General features: G+C 41.9%; 12 protein-coding genes and 1 pseudogene. 10 read left to right on the top strand and 3 right to left on the bottom strand.

Features of this window, described 5'->3' with window-relative positions; all coding sequences use genetic code 11:
- The first annotated feature begins 77 nt into the window (after window positions 1-77).
- From AACU32_RS23915 to AACU32_RS23905, 3 genes are all read left to right on the top strand, one after another.
- Window positions 78-1,538: an SLBB domain-containing protein gene (locus AACU32_RS23915; RefSeq protein ID WP_096603708.1), complete on the top strand. Its 1,461-nt coding sequence runs from the start codon at window positions 78-80 to the stop codon at window positions 1,536-1,538.
- 118 nt (window positions 1,539-1,656) lie between these two features.
- Entirely contained in the window at window positions 1,657-3,321 is a 1,665-nt protein-coding gene (locus AACU32_RS23910) for an alpha/beta fold hydrolase (protein ID WP_096608148.1), read from the top strand.
- Window positions 3,322-3,694: 373 nt separating this feature from the next.
- On the top strand, window positions 3,695-4,537 hold the full coding sequence (locus AACU32_RS23905; RefSeq protein WP_096603707.1) for an SPFH domain-containing protein: 843 nt from the start codon (window positions 3,695-3,697) through the stop codon (window positions 4,535-4,537).
- Here the strand turns inward: AACU32_RS23905 and folP are convergent.
- Both folP and tpiA read right to left on the bottom strand, forming a co-directional pair.
- The gene (gene folP, locus AACU32_RS23900; RefSeq protein ID WP_096603706.1) at window positions 4,534-5,376 is read right to left on the bottom strand and encodes a dihydropteroate synthase; all 843 of its coding nucleotides are present in this window, start codon (window positions 5,374-5,376) and stop codon (window positions 4,534-4,536) included. The genes AACU32_RS23905 and folP overlap by 4 nt on opposite strands.
- A gap of 139 nt (window positions 5,377-5,515) precedes the next feature.
- On the bottom strand, window positions 5,516-6,241 hold the full coding sequence (gene tpiA, locus AACU32_RS23895) for a triose-phosphate isomerase (RefSeq protein ID WP_096608147.1): 726 nt from the start codon (window positions 6,239-6,241) through the stop codon (window positions 5,516-5,518).
- Window positions 6,242-6,725: 484 nt separating this feature from the next.
- Between tpiA and AACU32_RS23890 the strand changes: the two are divergent.
- The 4 genes and pseudogenes from AACU32_RS23890 to AACU32_RS23875 all read left to right on the top strand — a co-directional run bounded on the left by AACU32_RS23890 (window position 6,726) and on the right by AACU32_RS23875 (window position 10,628).
- A pseudogene (locus tag AACU32_RS23890) lies at window positions 6,726-7,327 on the top strand (hypothetical protein).
- 47 nt (window positions 7,328-7,374) lie between these two features.
- Window positions 7,375-8,829, top strand: a complete 1,455-nt coding sequence (locus tag AACU32_RS23885; protein ID WP_096603705.1) for a GTP-binding protein — start codon at window positions 7,375-7,377, stop codon at window positions 8,827-8,829.
- A 255-nt stretch (window positions 8,830-9,084) separates the two neighbouring features.
- Window positions 9,085-9,777, top strand: a complete 693-nt coding sequence (locus tag AACU32_RS23880) for a histidine phosphatase family protein (RefSeq protein ID WP_339378218.1) — start codon at window positions 9,085-9,087, stop codon at window positions 9,775-9,777.
- Between the two features lie 491 nt (window positions 9,778-10,268).
- Window positions 10,269-10,628, top strand: coding sequence for a hypothetical protein (locus tag AACU32_RS23875; RefSeq protein ID WP_096603704.1), 360 nt, complete (start codon window positions 10,269-10,271; stop codon window positions 10,626-10,628).
- Between the two features lie 72 nt (window positions 10,629-10,700).
- Here AACU32_RS23875 and AACU32_RS23870 read toward each other — a convergent pair whose 3' ends face one another.
- Window positions 10,701-11,891, bottom strand: coding sequence for an aminotransferase class V-fold PLP-dependent enzyme (locus AACU32_RS23870; protein WP_096603703.1), 1,191 nt, complete (start codon window positions 11,889-11,891; stop codon window positions 10,701-10,703).
- A 186-nt stretch (window positions 11,892-12,077) separates the two neighbouring features.
- On the opposite strand from AACU32_RS23870, the gene AACU32_RS23865 reads away from it, so the two are divergent.
- From AACU32_RS23865 to AACU32_RS23855, 3 genes are all read left to right on the top strand, one after another.
- A complete protein-coding gene (locus tag AACU32_RS23865; RefSeq protein WP_096603702.1) occupies window positions 12,078-13,586 on the top strand; it encodes a TM0106 family RecB-like putative nuclease in 1,509 nt (502 codons plus the stop codon).
- A gap of 61 nt (window positions 13,587-13,647) precedes the next feature.
- Complete coding sequence (locus AACU32_RS23860; protein WP_339378217.1) at window positions 13,648-13,803, top strand: hypothetical protein; 156 nt, start codon at window positions 13,648-13,650, stop codon at window positions 13,801-13,803.
- A 40-nt stretch (window positions 13,804-13,843) separates the two neighbouring features.
- On the top strand, window positions 13,844-14,875 hold the full coding sequence (locus AACU32_RS23855) for an esterase-like activity of phytase family protein (RefSeq protein WP_339378216.1): 1,032 nt from the start codon (window positions 13,844-13,846) through the stop codon (window positions 14,873-14,875).
- Window positions 14,876-14,961: the final 86 nt, after the last annotated feature.

Here is a 14,961-nt window from a genome sequence, read left to right as displayed (position 1 = left end):
TGAATATTTAAGTATAGTCACGATTAAAATGTTTAGACAGTACTTTAGCAATTGTCGTTTGAGAGTCTCGGGTAAATATGCTTAATACAGGTTTGCTGAAAATCCTCATCCAATCAAGTCTGGGTGTGGTCATATTAACGGCTGTCAATGTCGCTGCGCCATCTGCCAGCCTAGCTCAGCGACAACCAGTATCCCCTACTACACCTACAACACCACCAGTATCCACACAGTTGGATACAAATTATACATTAGGAGGCGGCGATCTCATACGTGTAAACGTATTTGAAGTACCAGAATATACTGGTGAATACCAAATTCCTCCTGGTGGCTCGATTAATTTACCTTTAATTGGCAGTGTCTCAGTTCTAGGGCTAAGTACCGAACAGGCTGCTGACGAAATTGCTCAAAGATACGCCCGCTTTTTAAAACGTCCCCTAATTTCCGTTAACCTGTTATCACCTCGGCCAATCAATATTTTTGTAGCAGGGGAAGTGACACGCCCAGGAGCTTACACTCTCAGCTTACAGGGAGGAGCCGGAAATAATCCTGGTGTACAATACCCAACTGTATTAGCAGCCCTCACCACAGCTCAAGGCGTAACATTGGCAGCAGATGTCACTCAAGTTCAATTACGTCGGAAGCTAGGACGTGCTGGTGAACAAACAGTTACACTCAATTTGAAAGACCTGATTCAAACTGGCAGAATCGGACAGGATATTACCTTACGGGATGGAGACACCATTGTTGTGCCAACTGCCCCTACCTTCAACGTAGCAGAAGCACGCAATTTGTTTGCCGCTAACTTTGCCGCTGACCCCAGCAGACCACGTACGGTGGCAATTATTGGTGAAGTTAACCGTCCTGGATCGTATCTGGTGACAACAGGTTCTACCGGAGGGCAAGATGGCGGGGCTGCCGGTAGCGGTTTACCAACTTTAACACGGGCTATTCAACTAGCTGGAGGCATTACAGCACAAGCTGATATTCGTACTCTTAAGCTCCGCAGACCTACAAGAACAGGCTCAGAACAAACCATAGATATCAATCTCTGGCAACTATTACAGAGTGGTGATGTTAATCAAGATGTGATTGTGCAAGATGGAGACACAATTGTTGTTCCCACTGCTACTGAGATTAACCCCGCAGAAGCCACTCAATTAGCTACTACTACCTTCTCTCCCACCAGCATTCAAGTTGGTGTGGTTGGCGAAGTCAAAAAACCTGGTTCTGTAGAACTGAAGCCCAATAGTTCTTTAAATCAGGCATTGCTGGCTGCGGGCGGATTTAACGATGCTAGAGCTAAAAGCGGTGCTGTAGATTTGATTCGCCTTAACCCCAATGGTTCTGTAACTAAGCGTGTCGTACAAGTAGATTTCTCCCAAGGAATTAATGAAAAAACCAATCCGATACTCCGCAATAATGATGTGGTGGTAGTCAGCCGCAATGGCACAGCTAGGACTGGCGATACCTTGGGTGTATTGTTCAATCCTATAGGTTCTATCTTGGGTATTCTCAGAACTATATTCAACGGATTTTAGATCTGGCGTTCAACTGGGGGTTTTGGTTACAGATTACTACCCCCAGATTGCAACAAAACCAACTCTTGGTCAGTCAAAGTTATGCGTTATCATTGGTAACTCATAGCTAATGGCTAATATGCATTTTCGACTTGGCAGACAGCAGCGTAAAATCTCTTGGGTGCAAGGGTTACTGTGTAGCATGACCATTGCGCTGAGTTGGGGTGTGGCAATGCCTTCTACTTTAGCAGCGCAAAAGGTGACGATCAAGTTAGGGCCATTTCAGCAATCAATAGCGATCGCTGATTTAGAAACATTTGCGAAAACAGGAAAACTACCACAACACCTGCAAATTTTTGGGAATTTATTGACCCCCCAAGTCCGAGAATTGTTAAATCGCCGACTGGAGGTAGATCCAGCGGTTGCAGATAAATTCTTCGTTGATTTGGTGCGATCTCCACAAGGTCAACAATTAATTGCTTCTTTAGGAGTAGCCATCCCAGGTAGTACGGTAGAAGGACTGCAAGCAGCACTCAACCTTTCGCTACGTCAAGTTAATGGTTTAAGTTTCGTGGGATTTTTGCGAGCTTACCCAGAGGAGAATGTCACTGTAGATGCAACTCAAGCCCTGCAAATCGCCATAGGGTTGAACGCCAATTACTTGCAAAGCCAAGCTTTAAGCGCTTTATTAGAACGGGATCTTTTTGTCAAAAACACTACAGCTTTTCAACCAAGCTTCGATCCGGCGGCGATTGGTAAACAAGTAGTACAGCAGCAAACCCTAACTTTACAAGACCAACAACGCAAAAGAATTATTCCTGTAGATATTTATTGGAGTCAGGGTGACGGGCGTTGGCGAAGCCTGCCGAAGGTATCGCCTCTAGTTGTCCTTTCCCACGGCTTTGGTGCTAACCGCAAATTTTTTGGCTACTTGGCGCGTCATCTCGCTTCCCACGGTATCACTGTTGCAGCCATTGAACATCCAGATAGTCAAGTAAACTCTGTTAAGAAAAGCTCACAACCAGAGAATTTAGCGCAACTGCTAGCCCCTAAGGAATTTATTGAACGACCAAAAGATATTAGTTTTTTACTCAACGAACTAGCAAAGCGCAATAATCAGCCAGGACAACTGCAAGGAAAATTCCACACCGAAAATGTCACTGTCATTGGTCACTCCTTGGGAGGTTACACAGCTTTAGCGTTGTTAGGGGGAGAAGTAGATTTAGAAGCAGTACGACAATTCTGTAAAAATTCTCTCTCCTTAAATGAATCTCCTGGGGATTGGTTACAATGTGCAGCAGCTCCTTTAACAGAGAAAAAACTCCAGTTAAAAGATGAGCGAGTTAAAAGTGCGATCGCATTTAACCCACTAATCGGTAAACTCTTTGGCAACAAAGGTCTCACGCAAGTTACCAAGCCAGTATTATTTTTAACTGGAACCGAAGATTCCCTGACCCCAGCATTCAAGCACCAAATAGCACCTTTTGCCCAACTGCGGGGCGACAAATATTTGGTAACTGCGATTGGTGGTACTCACTTAAGCATTAGCGATCCCACCTATAGCATGAGTACAGTCACTACCATTGTTAAAGAAAAGCGCGGCGAAGAAACCAATTCCCTCCGCCAGTTGACTCGTGGTGTCACCTTAGCGTTTGTGAAACAGTCAACACCAGAAGCAAAAATTTATCAACCATTTCTGACATCAGCTTACGCTCAATCACTTTCTACATCTCAATTACCCCTACGTCTGAATTCTGATTTACCAGGAAGTATCAAAACTTGGCTGAGTTTGGCAGCAAATTAACGCAAGTTTGATACATAATAATTTTGACTCTAGAAAGGCTCCAGCCCAGTCCCAATGAAAAAATTTTCTTGCCCACTAGAGCTTTTGTGCAAACTCTTACAGGAGCAAAAGTAAGCCAAGACTACTAGCCAGAAACCTCGGATTTCTCATACCAGGTGTGACTCAACTTGCCAGGATGTAATCAAGATGCTTTAATAGCGGTTGCATTCAGCTAAACTGTCCTGAATAGACAAAGCGAGCTGATACGGGCAAGCCGATGTTACAGTTGGTGTTCGGAAAATTACAGATTTAAAACATTAGACTTAGAGATAGGACAAGATAGTACGATGTCCTTTAAACTAAAATTTCTCCAAAAGCAAGCATAGGAGCATCTATGGAGCCAATCATTGCTATAGTCTTAGCGCTTATAGGTTACGCTTTAGGATCAGCAAAATTAATTAACCAAGGTAATGTTGCTTTGGTGGAAAGATTAGGGCGATACCATCGAAAACTTAATCCTGGGTTGAACTTTATTGTTCCCTTGGTAGATCAGATTGTCATGGAAGATACTAACAGGGAGCAATATATAGACATTAAGCCCCAGAATGTAATCACCAGAGATAATATTTACCTGGAAGTTGATGCTATCCTCTATTGGCGCATCAAAGATATAGAAAAGAGCTTTTACGCAATTGATGACCTTCAAGGTGCACTTGTACAGCTAGCTCACACTACACTTCGGGAAGTTATCGCTCAGAATAGTGTAGAAGAAACCAATGTCTCGCGATCGGAGATGGATAGAGCCATCTTAGACCAGTTAAATGAGACAACGGCAGGTTGGGGAGTGGAAATTATCCGCTTAGATATTCAGCGCATTACCCCGCCTGAGAGTGTGCGCAAATCAATGGAAGAAGAACGCGCTGCGGAAATTAAAAAACGGGCGCTAATTTCGGAAGCCGAAGGAGAAAGACAAGCTGCAATTAAGAAAGCTGAAGGAACTATGACCTCGATGCAGATAATTGCTGAGGCTTTGCGTACCAACCCTGAAAGTAAGGAAATTCTCCGTTATCTTGTTGCTCAAGACTACATCAATGCTAGCTACAGGCTAGGAGAAAGTCAGAATGCCAAAGTTGTGTTTGTAGATCCAGGTAAAAGTGCTGACTTGATGAAAGAGGTAATTGCTGAGTCAGTCAGTCATGAAGGAAATGGTAAGGAATCTGGAAATGGTGGTGCTTAGTGCCTATATATGGCATCAGTAACCAGTGATACATCGCGCATTTCTTTCACATCATGAACTCGGAGGATATCAGCGCCATTAAAAATCGCAGCACTACAAGCCGCAGCTGTTCCCCATACCCGTGCTTTGGCATCTGGTTGATTTAAAATTCGACCAATGAAACTTTTACGGGATGGACCTACTAAAATAGGACAATTGAGCGCTTTCAATGACCGCAAGCGGCGAAAAATTTCTAAATTTTGCTCATAGTTTTTGGCAAAACCAATACCAGGATCAATAATAATTTTCTGCTGGTCAATGCCCACAGCCGTTGCAGCAGCTATTTGCTGTGCGAGAAAATTATAAATTTGTGTTATTAAATCTTGATAATCAGTTTGTTGTTGCATATTCTGCGGATTTCCCCGGATGTGCATCAACACAATTGGCACACCCAAGCGTGCGACTGTTGGTAACATTTGCGAGTCAAACGTGCCGCCAGAAATATCATTGATTAAATCAGCACCAGCATTGACAGATGCTTTAGCTACATCTGCCCTAGTTGTATCTACAGAAATCGGTATAGTAATTTCTGAGCGTAACGCCTGCACAACTGGTAGCACGCGCTCAAGTTCTTTCGCAAGACTTATTTGCTCTGCGCCTGGTCGAGTTGATTGACCACCTACATCAATAATGTCAGCACCAGCTGCTACTAGTGCTTGTGCTTGTGCTACAGCCCTATTAGTAGTGTTAAACTCACCACCATCACTAAAGCTATCTGGTGTGACATTTAACACACCCATGAGATAGGTCTGCTGTCCCCATTGGAAACAGCGTCCCCGAATCATTAGGTTATTAGACATGGGGCATGGGAGATGAGGGGGATGAGGGAAGGGGGACAAGGGGGACAAGGGAACAAGGGAGACGAGGGAACAAGGGAGATGAGGGAACAAGGGAGATAAATAAGAAATGCCCAATGCCCAATGCCCCATGCCCAATGCCCTACTTATAGTTCACAATCCTGGCGAAACTTTCAGGTTCTAAGCTTGCGCCTCCCACAAGAACACCATCAATTTCCGGTTGAGCCATAATTTCATCAATATTATTGGGCTTAACTGAGCCACCATATTGAATTGAAACGTTGGGATTAGTCAACTGGTTACGAATCAAACCAATTACCCGATTGGCTTCTGTGACTTCACAAGTGTCACCTGTACCAATCGCCCAAATCGGTTCGTAAGCAATCACCAAGTTATCCTGATCAACATTTACCAGGCCTTTCTCTAGCTGACTGAGAATCAACGATTCGGTTTTGCCACCATCGCGTTGTTCTTTAGTTTCGCCGACACAGAGAATTGGGGTAAGACCGTACTTCTGCGCAGCTTTTAGGCGGAGGTTGACAGTTGCGTCTGTTTCGCCAAAATATTGTCTGCGTTCGCTATGACCGACAATAACAAAGCGCGCACCTATTTCTGTGAGCATAAGGGGAGAAATTTCACCGGTGTAGGCTCCATTTTCTTCCCAGTGGACATTTTGCGCTCCCAGTTGTATACGGCTACCATGCAAATACTTGGACAAAACGCTTAAGTCAGTGAAAGGAGGACAAAGTAATACTTCGCGTTCGTCTGGTGTGTCCTCTAGGTGGGGCAGAAATCCGCGTAAAAACTCTTCGGACTCTGCCTGAGTTTTGAACATTTTCCAGTTACCGGCAATAACGATTTTCCGCACAGGTGATTTAGTCAAGTTCCTAACGCTATTAGATGCATTTTTCAATGTACTACTTTTTCGGACACTCCTCTTCCCTCAAGCCCGGAAACTACGTGTTTGGTAGATGAATTGTCAGTGCATTAAGTATATATTTGTCAAATTTATTACTTAACATTGATGATTTTAAAATAATTTTCGGTCAAATAGTTTACCAAAAAATCGGGCTTATCTACGATAAAATACGCCTTCGACTCCGCTCAGGCTTCGACTAAGAGCCAGTGGTTTGAGCGGAGTCGAAACCCACGATCCTTGAGATGAGGTAATTTATTTCTCTGCATATTCCTAACGATCGCACTTTTGGGAAGCGATCGCATCTCTTAAAGACAAAATATACATATTAATATACATGAATGTACATAGAATAAGCGATCGCACTGGGGATATTTCGACTCTTGTTGAAACGCTAGGCTAGGAATACAATTGCTGGCTACTAAAATTTAAAACTATGCCCTACAGTCAATTTACCATTGAAAAAGTGAAACAAGATTTTCACCTCAATACTGTAGAGGGAGTACGCTTTTTTCCTGACTCGATTGAAACTATACATCCTAGTCCCAGACTGCAAGGGATTTTAGAGGATTTACCTTGGGCAATTGCAGTGGATACTGAGAAAGCCCGTTCCGAGGTGATTATTAATCCTGTACTGTTGGAAGTGCGCCGCATCCTCAATTCCTCTATTAGCGTCTTTTCTGGCGAGGAATTTAATGTGGATGGCAGTATTGGACTCAATGGTGTATGTGATTTTTTAATCAGCCGTTCCCCCGAACAATTAACAGTGGAAGCACCTGCAATTGTCATTGTTGAGGCGAAAAAATCTGATTTAAAATCAGGACTTGGACAATGTATTGCAGAAATGGTAGCTGTACAACGATTCAATGAAGCCAAAGGACAATCCATCACAGCAGTTTATGGGACTGTCAGTAGTGGTACTCAATGGAGGTTTCTCAAACTTGAGGACAAACAGTCACAATTGATTTAACTGATTATCCGCTACCACCGCTAGAAACAATTTTGAGTTTTCTGGTGTGGATGGTGAAAGCCGGTTAAAAATAACTAGGATCAGATCTGAGGTAAATCCAAAATTTAAAATTCCCATGACTTCGATATTACCCGAACCTCATCACAGCAATTCACCCAACTGGGAGGAAGAACTAGATAGTGCCATTTTTAGTTTTGAAGATATTCAAACAGAACTCAACTATAAAAGGGCACAAACAGCGTTACGAAACTTAGTAGCCAATCTTGACCTCTCCCCCCAAGAAAAGCGGGGTTTAGAGACAGAAATTGAGGATTTGGAAACCATGCTAGGGAAGTTGGACCGCATGGTGGTGCAAATTGCTGCTTTTGGGATGGTGGGACGGGGGAAATCTTCTTTACTGAATGCTTTAGTTGGACAACCAATTTTTGAAACTGGGCCTTTGCATGGCGTGACTCGGGATGCGCAAACAGTTAATTGGACTATTAGCGAAGAGGTAATTGGCGAAACAGAACGCGCTTTGCGAGTTACCCTACCATCTGGGGGTCAATCGCAGGTGGAATTAATTGATACACCTGGATTAGATGAAATTGATGGTGATACCCGTGCTGCTTTAGCTGAACAGGTAGCAAAACAGGCAGATTTAATTCTGTTTGTGATTTCTGGTGACATGACAAAGTTAGAACATCAGGCGCTTTCTCAGTTGCGGGAAGCTGGTAAACCGATAATTCTGGTGTTTAACAAAGTTGACCAGTATCCAGAAGCGGATAGGATGGCAATTTACCATAAAATTCGGGATGAGAGAGTTAAGGAATTAGTCTCACCCTTAGAAATTGTTATGGCTGCGGCTTCACCGTTGGTCAAAACGGCGATTATGCGACCTGATGGGAGTCGAGGTATACAGTTACGCACAGGTAATGCTCAAGTTGATGAACTGAAGCTGAAAATATTGGAAATTCTCCAACGTGAAGGTAAAGCTTTAGTAGCTTTAAATACTATGCTTTACGCGGATATAGTGAATGAGCAATTAGTGCAGCGAAAACTGATGATTCGGGAACAGAATGCCAATCAGCTAATTTGGAAAGCTGTGATGACCAAAGCATTAGCGATCGCACTTAATCCGGTGACAGTTGTCGATATACTGAGTAGCATTGCCATTGATATTTTTCTGATTTTGGGATTATCTAAACTCTACGGTCTGCCCATGACTGAGGCTGGGGCTGTGCAACTGCTGCAAAAAATTGCTCTGAGTATGGGTGGTATTGGTGTGAGTGAATTACTGGCAAATTTGGGCTTAAGTGGGTTAAAAACTTTACTTGGCATTTCTGCAACCGCTACGGCTGGCGCTGCTATTGGCCCTTATATATCAGTAGCCGTCACCCAAGCTGGTGTTGCGGGTGTTTCTTCCTATGGTATTGGACAAGTGACTAAAGCTTATTTAGCCAATGGTGCAACTTGGGGGCCTGATGGGCCAAAAGCAGTAATCAGTCGAATTTTGGCGACTTTGGATGAAACTTCGATTCTCAACCGCATTAAAGAGGAATTGCTGCTCAAAGTAAAAGTGAAAAATTGAGCGCTAGAAACAGAAATCTGAGAGATAACAACAGATGGTTTTTAACATCTATCAAAGTCTCCCTTGGAAAGAGGAGAAAACTTCTCAAGGTCCCCCTTAAAAAGGGGAGCCACTGCGCCCTTGCGGGTTCCCCGACTTGTAGACGCGGAGCGGCTTCCCGCAGGGTAGCAAGTGGCGTGGATTTAGGGGGATCGAGATATGTGCAACTTCACATGAAATTGGTATTAGATGTGTTTTAGCTAATTACAGTATGTCATGATGCGTCCCTATCTTATCTTTGGTCTTGCTGCTGTTGCTCTATTGTTAATACTTAAACCTTTCTACAACCCTAAAACTCCAGAAAAGCCAACAGTCGCAACTGTTCAAGAACCTCAAAAATCTGTTACAAATAACAAAAAAAATTCAAATACAACTGCTAAAACTAATGTTTCTGCTAACTCCGAAGCAGAAATTTGGTCTCGTCTTCGCGAGGGAAGAGGTTATATAGTGATGATGCGTCATGCTTTAGCCCCAGGAATTGGCGACCCACTCGATTTTAAACTTAATGATTGCTCTACGCAACGTAATCTCTCGGATGAAGGTAGAAAACAGGCTATCAGAATCGGAACGGCTTTTAGAAGCAAAAAAATTCAAGTTTCTCGGGTTTTGTCAAGCCAATGGTGTCGCTGTTTGGAAACGGCTAAACTTCTGAATTTGGGTAAAGTTGAGCCTTTCCCGGTAATAAATTCCTTCTTTAATAATTACAAAACCCAATCTCAGCAAACAGCAAAACTGCGTCAGTTTATTGTCAATAACCGTAATACTTCTGGTGTGATTGTGATGATCACTCACGAAATCATCATTACAACAATCACGGGTGATATTTACCCAAAATCTGGAGACTCTGTGGTGTTAAAAGCTAACGCTCAAAATAAAATTGAAGTGGTGGGACAAATTAAAGGTATTTGATGTTTCTCGTAACTGGCTATCTATTAATACTTCTGGCAGATGAATTATATTCTAGTCTATGTTAACAACGTAGCTACAATAACATCAAAAAATTTACTATTTGTCAGATGTCATCATTAATATTTATCAATACATTGTTTTATTTTGCTATTTTTGGAAATTTTCCCAAAAATACAATTTAAATTTTAAGAAAAATTAGCAATTATTGACTGCTTAAATAGCGTTCATTACAATTAATTGCAAGAGGTTGTTGGAAAAGTCAAAATGTATACTAAAAACCTCACTTTCATTCCTTTATCTTGCTCTTGAGAGGTTTTTAAACCCCTTTCCCTTGTAGGGAAGGGGGCTAGGGGGGTTAGGTTTTTGAGGTTTAGATGTTACCAATTATACTTTTCAAACATTTTCTAAAGTGTAACCTATAATAAGGTTCACAAAAATAAGTTACTGAGCAAATCACAACGATTAATATATAAAGAATTGGGATAAAACTTATGAACGCTAGAATTGTTGCTTTGTTGGCAATTATGACAGCTTTTGCAAGCCTAGGAAACCCGGTTCAAGCACAGTCATCAGCAGCATCAAACCAAAATACAGAAAACTATTCAATCACTGGTGATTCGTTAACCGGAATTGATAATCGAAATTCTCAGCAAGACTTTAACAAATTTTTTGAGCTACAAAATCCCGCCATTGTTCCCAATGAGAATCAAGTAAACACTAGAACTGCGGAAGATTTACGCTTGAGAGAAGCACTCTCAGCACCCAAAGATTCTGTTTTCTTTGTACCTGTTGAGTCTTTCAATGGGAATGACGGAACGCAAGTACAGTTTGATTTTGGTAATAGTAAATAGTTAGTTGTCAGTTGTCATTTCTTTGCGTCCCCGCCTCCCCCTATCTCCCTAGTCTCCTGCGTCCCCCAATATCTAAGCCAAGGAAAATCTTTGCACGGACTCAACTAATTGGTCGATTTCCGATTCTAAAGTAAAGTAATGGACACAGGCGCGGACACAATCGGGATCGCGAATTTGGCGAATGAATGATCTTTCTGACTCTAAGAATTGGACTAACTTTAAAGTAGTGTGGGGTTTTTGGTTAACTAGTTGAAACGAAACTAAACCGCATTCGGGAGGAGATGTCCGCAAACATTTGACATTGGGTAAAGCTGCTAACTTTCGCCACAGGTATTCACTGTGGCGACAAATTTGTTGATAACGTTGTTCTGCGGTTCCCCATTGCTGATGAATAGCGATCGCCTCTTTTAAACCAACGTACAATGGATAATCCGATGTCGCGACTTCGTATTGACTCCCGTCTGGATTCCAATCTATTGGCTGGTTGCGATCGTCTAAAATCACACTACGCCAACCAACAAAGGTAGGTTTTAAACTGGCTTTGGCTTGGGGTCTAACATACAAACCGCCTACACCAGCGGGACCGCATAACCATTTGTGACCAGTGAAAGCATAGAAATCTACGCCTAATTGATCTAAATTTAAAGGCATAGCCCCTACAGACTGGGCTGCGTCTACCAAAATTTGCGAATTATTATTCCTGCATACTTCGGCAATTTTGTCTAGAGGTAAAAGTTGACCTGTATTCCAGAGGATATGACTTAACACCACCAGGCGAGTATTCGGGCGTAAATGTTGGTTAATAACTTCTACAGGGTCGCCTGTATTTAAAGTATCCATCAGGGGACAAGTGGTAACTTCTACACCAAACCTGCGACTGATTTCTTGGGAGATGGCGATGATTCCCTGATGTTCGCAATCGGAGAGTAGTATATGATCGCCAGAGTGCCACTCAATACCCCACATCGCAATATTGCAACCAACAGTGACATTTTCGGTCAGCGTGATTGTGGTTGGTGCTACATTCAGATCAGATGCGATCGCTTCTTTTGCTGCTTTCACATTTAATCCAATCCAGCGCCCAACTTCATTACCAAAGGGGCCTATGTTTTGGATTTGGGCTTGAGTTTCGGTCATAGCATCCATTACGCCTTGAGGCATCGGCCCTTGACCGCCATAATTAAAGTATGCCTTATTCGCTAAAGCGGGAAATTGCTCTCGATAGCTATGCACATTCTTTTGTGTGGCAGAAAGATTAGTCATACTAATTTTGGATTAAACTGGCAAAAATAGTGCATGGTTAATGGTCAATGGTCAATGGTCAATGGTCAATGGTCATTGATCAAGAAATTTTTGACTATGGACTCTTGACTATGGACTTTTGACTATAGACTTTTGACTATAGACTTTTGACTCCCAGAAAATACTAATTCTTGCTAGCGTAAAGGAATGTTAATTAATGCTGATCTGTTACTTCAATATCAACGCTGTAAGCGCCGCCCTTTTTTAGATAGTCACGGTGATAAAAACCAGCGAGACACTCCCAATGAGTTGCTGCTAAAACTACAACAAGACAAAATCGCTTATCAAAAGAGTATTTTGGCGAATTTGTCTTACCATCAGCCGGATTATCCCAGAAGAGACTGGCAAGCAGGACAAGCAGCAACCGTAGAATTAATGCAGCGTGGAGTTGAGTACATTCATCGGGGAATATTGTTAGTTAGTTACGACGATTGGGTAAATACAGAAAGTGAAAATTTCTCTGCTTCCCCAGATTATCAAAAATATACCCTGCTCAGTTGTCCAGATTTACTGGTAAAACAGCCAGGAGAATCTCGGTTTGGAGATTGGATGTATGTACCAGCAAGTTTGGAAATGGGTAAACGTCCCAAGCAGGAATATCAAGTGGGGGTTGCATTTCATGCTCAGGTCTTGGCAAAATTGCAGGGAACCTCGCCGCCAACAGGTTTGCTGAAATTGCGTACCAGAGAAAATAGTTATTCAGTAGATTTACTGAAATGGACGCCACAGATGCAACTGATTTTGGCGGAATTGATTCAAGCTTTAGAGTCACCGGATGGTGCAGAAGTATTTATTTCTCGCCAAAAATGCAATCTTTGCCATTGGTATAGTAAATGTTATGCGATCGCTCAATCAGAAAAACATTTGTCTTTACTACCAGGAGTCACACCAGTTCGCTATACTCAACTGCAAGAACTTTCTTTAACTACACTGGAATCCCTGGCTAGTACTAGTCCCAGCATACTAGAAAATCTGACGGGTTTTGACCATGAGGTAGCACATAAATTAGTAGTACAAGCTCAATCTGTACTACAAAATCGTCCGTTTATCTTACCTTACCCCCTACCACCAGAAACTATCACTTACACAGCCCCCATTGAGATTTATTTTGATATTGAGGCACAGCCAGACTTAAATTTAAATTATCTGTTAGGGGTTTTGGTAGTCAACAGGCAAACCAATACAGAACAGTTTTATTCTCTCTTGGCAGAAAAACCAGAAGACGAAGAAATAGTGTGGCGACAATTTCTAGATTTGGTTTGGCAATATCCCGAAGCACCAATTTATCATTTTTGCGCCTACGAATTTGATACAGTCAAACGGCTAGCAAAGCTTTACCAAACTCCCTATTCTTCAGTACGTCCTGTATTAAATAGATTTGTGGATGTTTATGAACAATTAACCCAAAGCGTAGCATTACCCATAGAAAGCTATGCCTTAAAAGCCATTGCTCGATGGTTAGGGTTTGAATGGCGCGATAAAGAAGCTAGTGGAGCTAAGTGTATTTACTGGTATGATATGTGGTTAGAGACAGGTGATCGCACTTTATTGGAGATAATTCAACGCTACAACGAAGATGACTGCCGTGCTACGCGCAATGTCAAAGACTGGCTCGTGGAATTTTTCCAAGAAGAGTATTATTTGCGTCCTGCTTAACAAGAGTCAACAGTCAACAGTCAGTTGTTCCTTCTGCCATCTGCTTTTATTCAATGATATTGTGTTTGGTGACTTTGACACTTTAACTTTAGCGATCGCTATCAATGCAGTTCATCAAAAAAATCTTAACTTGGCGAAGAATTATTTATTTTCTTATCCCCATATTAATTATCAGCCTTTGCTGGAGCAATTTAGCATCGGCGTCTGTCAGCGTTAGTGAGATCCAGTTTATTGGACAAGCAACTCTTGCCAAAGGATTGTCCTTTCAAAAAACACCCGTTGGCGGTTTATCAGGAATTACCTATGATGCCAAAAACAACCTTTATTATGCCATTTCTGATGACCGTAGTGAAAAAGCTCCCGCCCGTTTCTACACTTTCAAAATAGACCTCAGTACAGGTTCACTCAAAAATAATGGTGTTGTTCCTGTTGGTGTCACAACACTTTTTAATGAAAATGGTAACAAATTTGCTAGAGCTACCAGCGATACCGAAGGAATTGCTTTTACTAGCAACAACAGTGTCTTTATTTCTTCTGAAGGTGATGTTAAAGAACTAGTTAATCCTTTTATTAAAGAGTTTTCTTTATCTACTGGTAAGGTAATCACAACACTACCCATACCAAAAAAGTTTTTACCCAATAAAAATGGTCAGTATGGTATCCGCGACAATTTGGCTTTTGAAAGCCTCACCATCACGCCCAACGACAAAAAACTTTTTACAGCCACTGAAAATGCTCTAATTCAAGATGGTGTAGAAGCTCAACCTAATACCAGCACTTCTTGTCGGATAATTCAGTATAATTTACTGACCAAGCAGCCAGAAAAAGAATTTCTTTATCAGACTGAACCGATATCATCTTTTTTAAATTTTACTGGTAAGTTTGCTAGCGGGTTGCCTGATTTAGTCGCCCTTGACGATCAAGGAAATTTCCTGAGTTTAGAAAGGTCATTTACAGGCTTAGGATTTGCTATTTTACTATTTCAGGTTTCTTTAGAAGGCGCTGATGAGATTCAGCAGATAGATAGCCTTTTAAGTATTAACTCCCAAAAAATCAAACCTGTTGAGAAAAAACTGTTGTTAGACTTGAGAGGTTTAGATGTACTGCTTGACAACATCGAAGGCTTAACTCTTGGCCCTACATTACCCGATGGTCAACGCTCATTAATACTTGTCAGCGACAATAATTTTAATTCTTTACAACGTACCCAGATACTAGCCTTTAAGCTAAAAATTGAATCACCGCTGATGAGAATCTTACGCCGTCTCATCCCCAATCTTAAACGCTAAATTTATACTGCTGGTAATAAGTTCGTAGTCAGGACTTTAGTCCTGGATTTTAGTGCTGACTACAAAATTAAGACTTATACCAATTC

Origin of the sequence: Calothrix sp. NIES-2100 (assembly GCF_963875285.1) — a bacterium.
Lineage (GTDB): Bacteria > Cyanobacteriota > Cyanobacteriia > Cyanobacteriales > Nostocaceae > Aulosira.
Note: the sequence above shows the minus strand (reverse complement) of the source record. Positions and strands in the feature narration are given on the sequence as shown.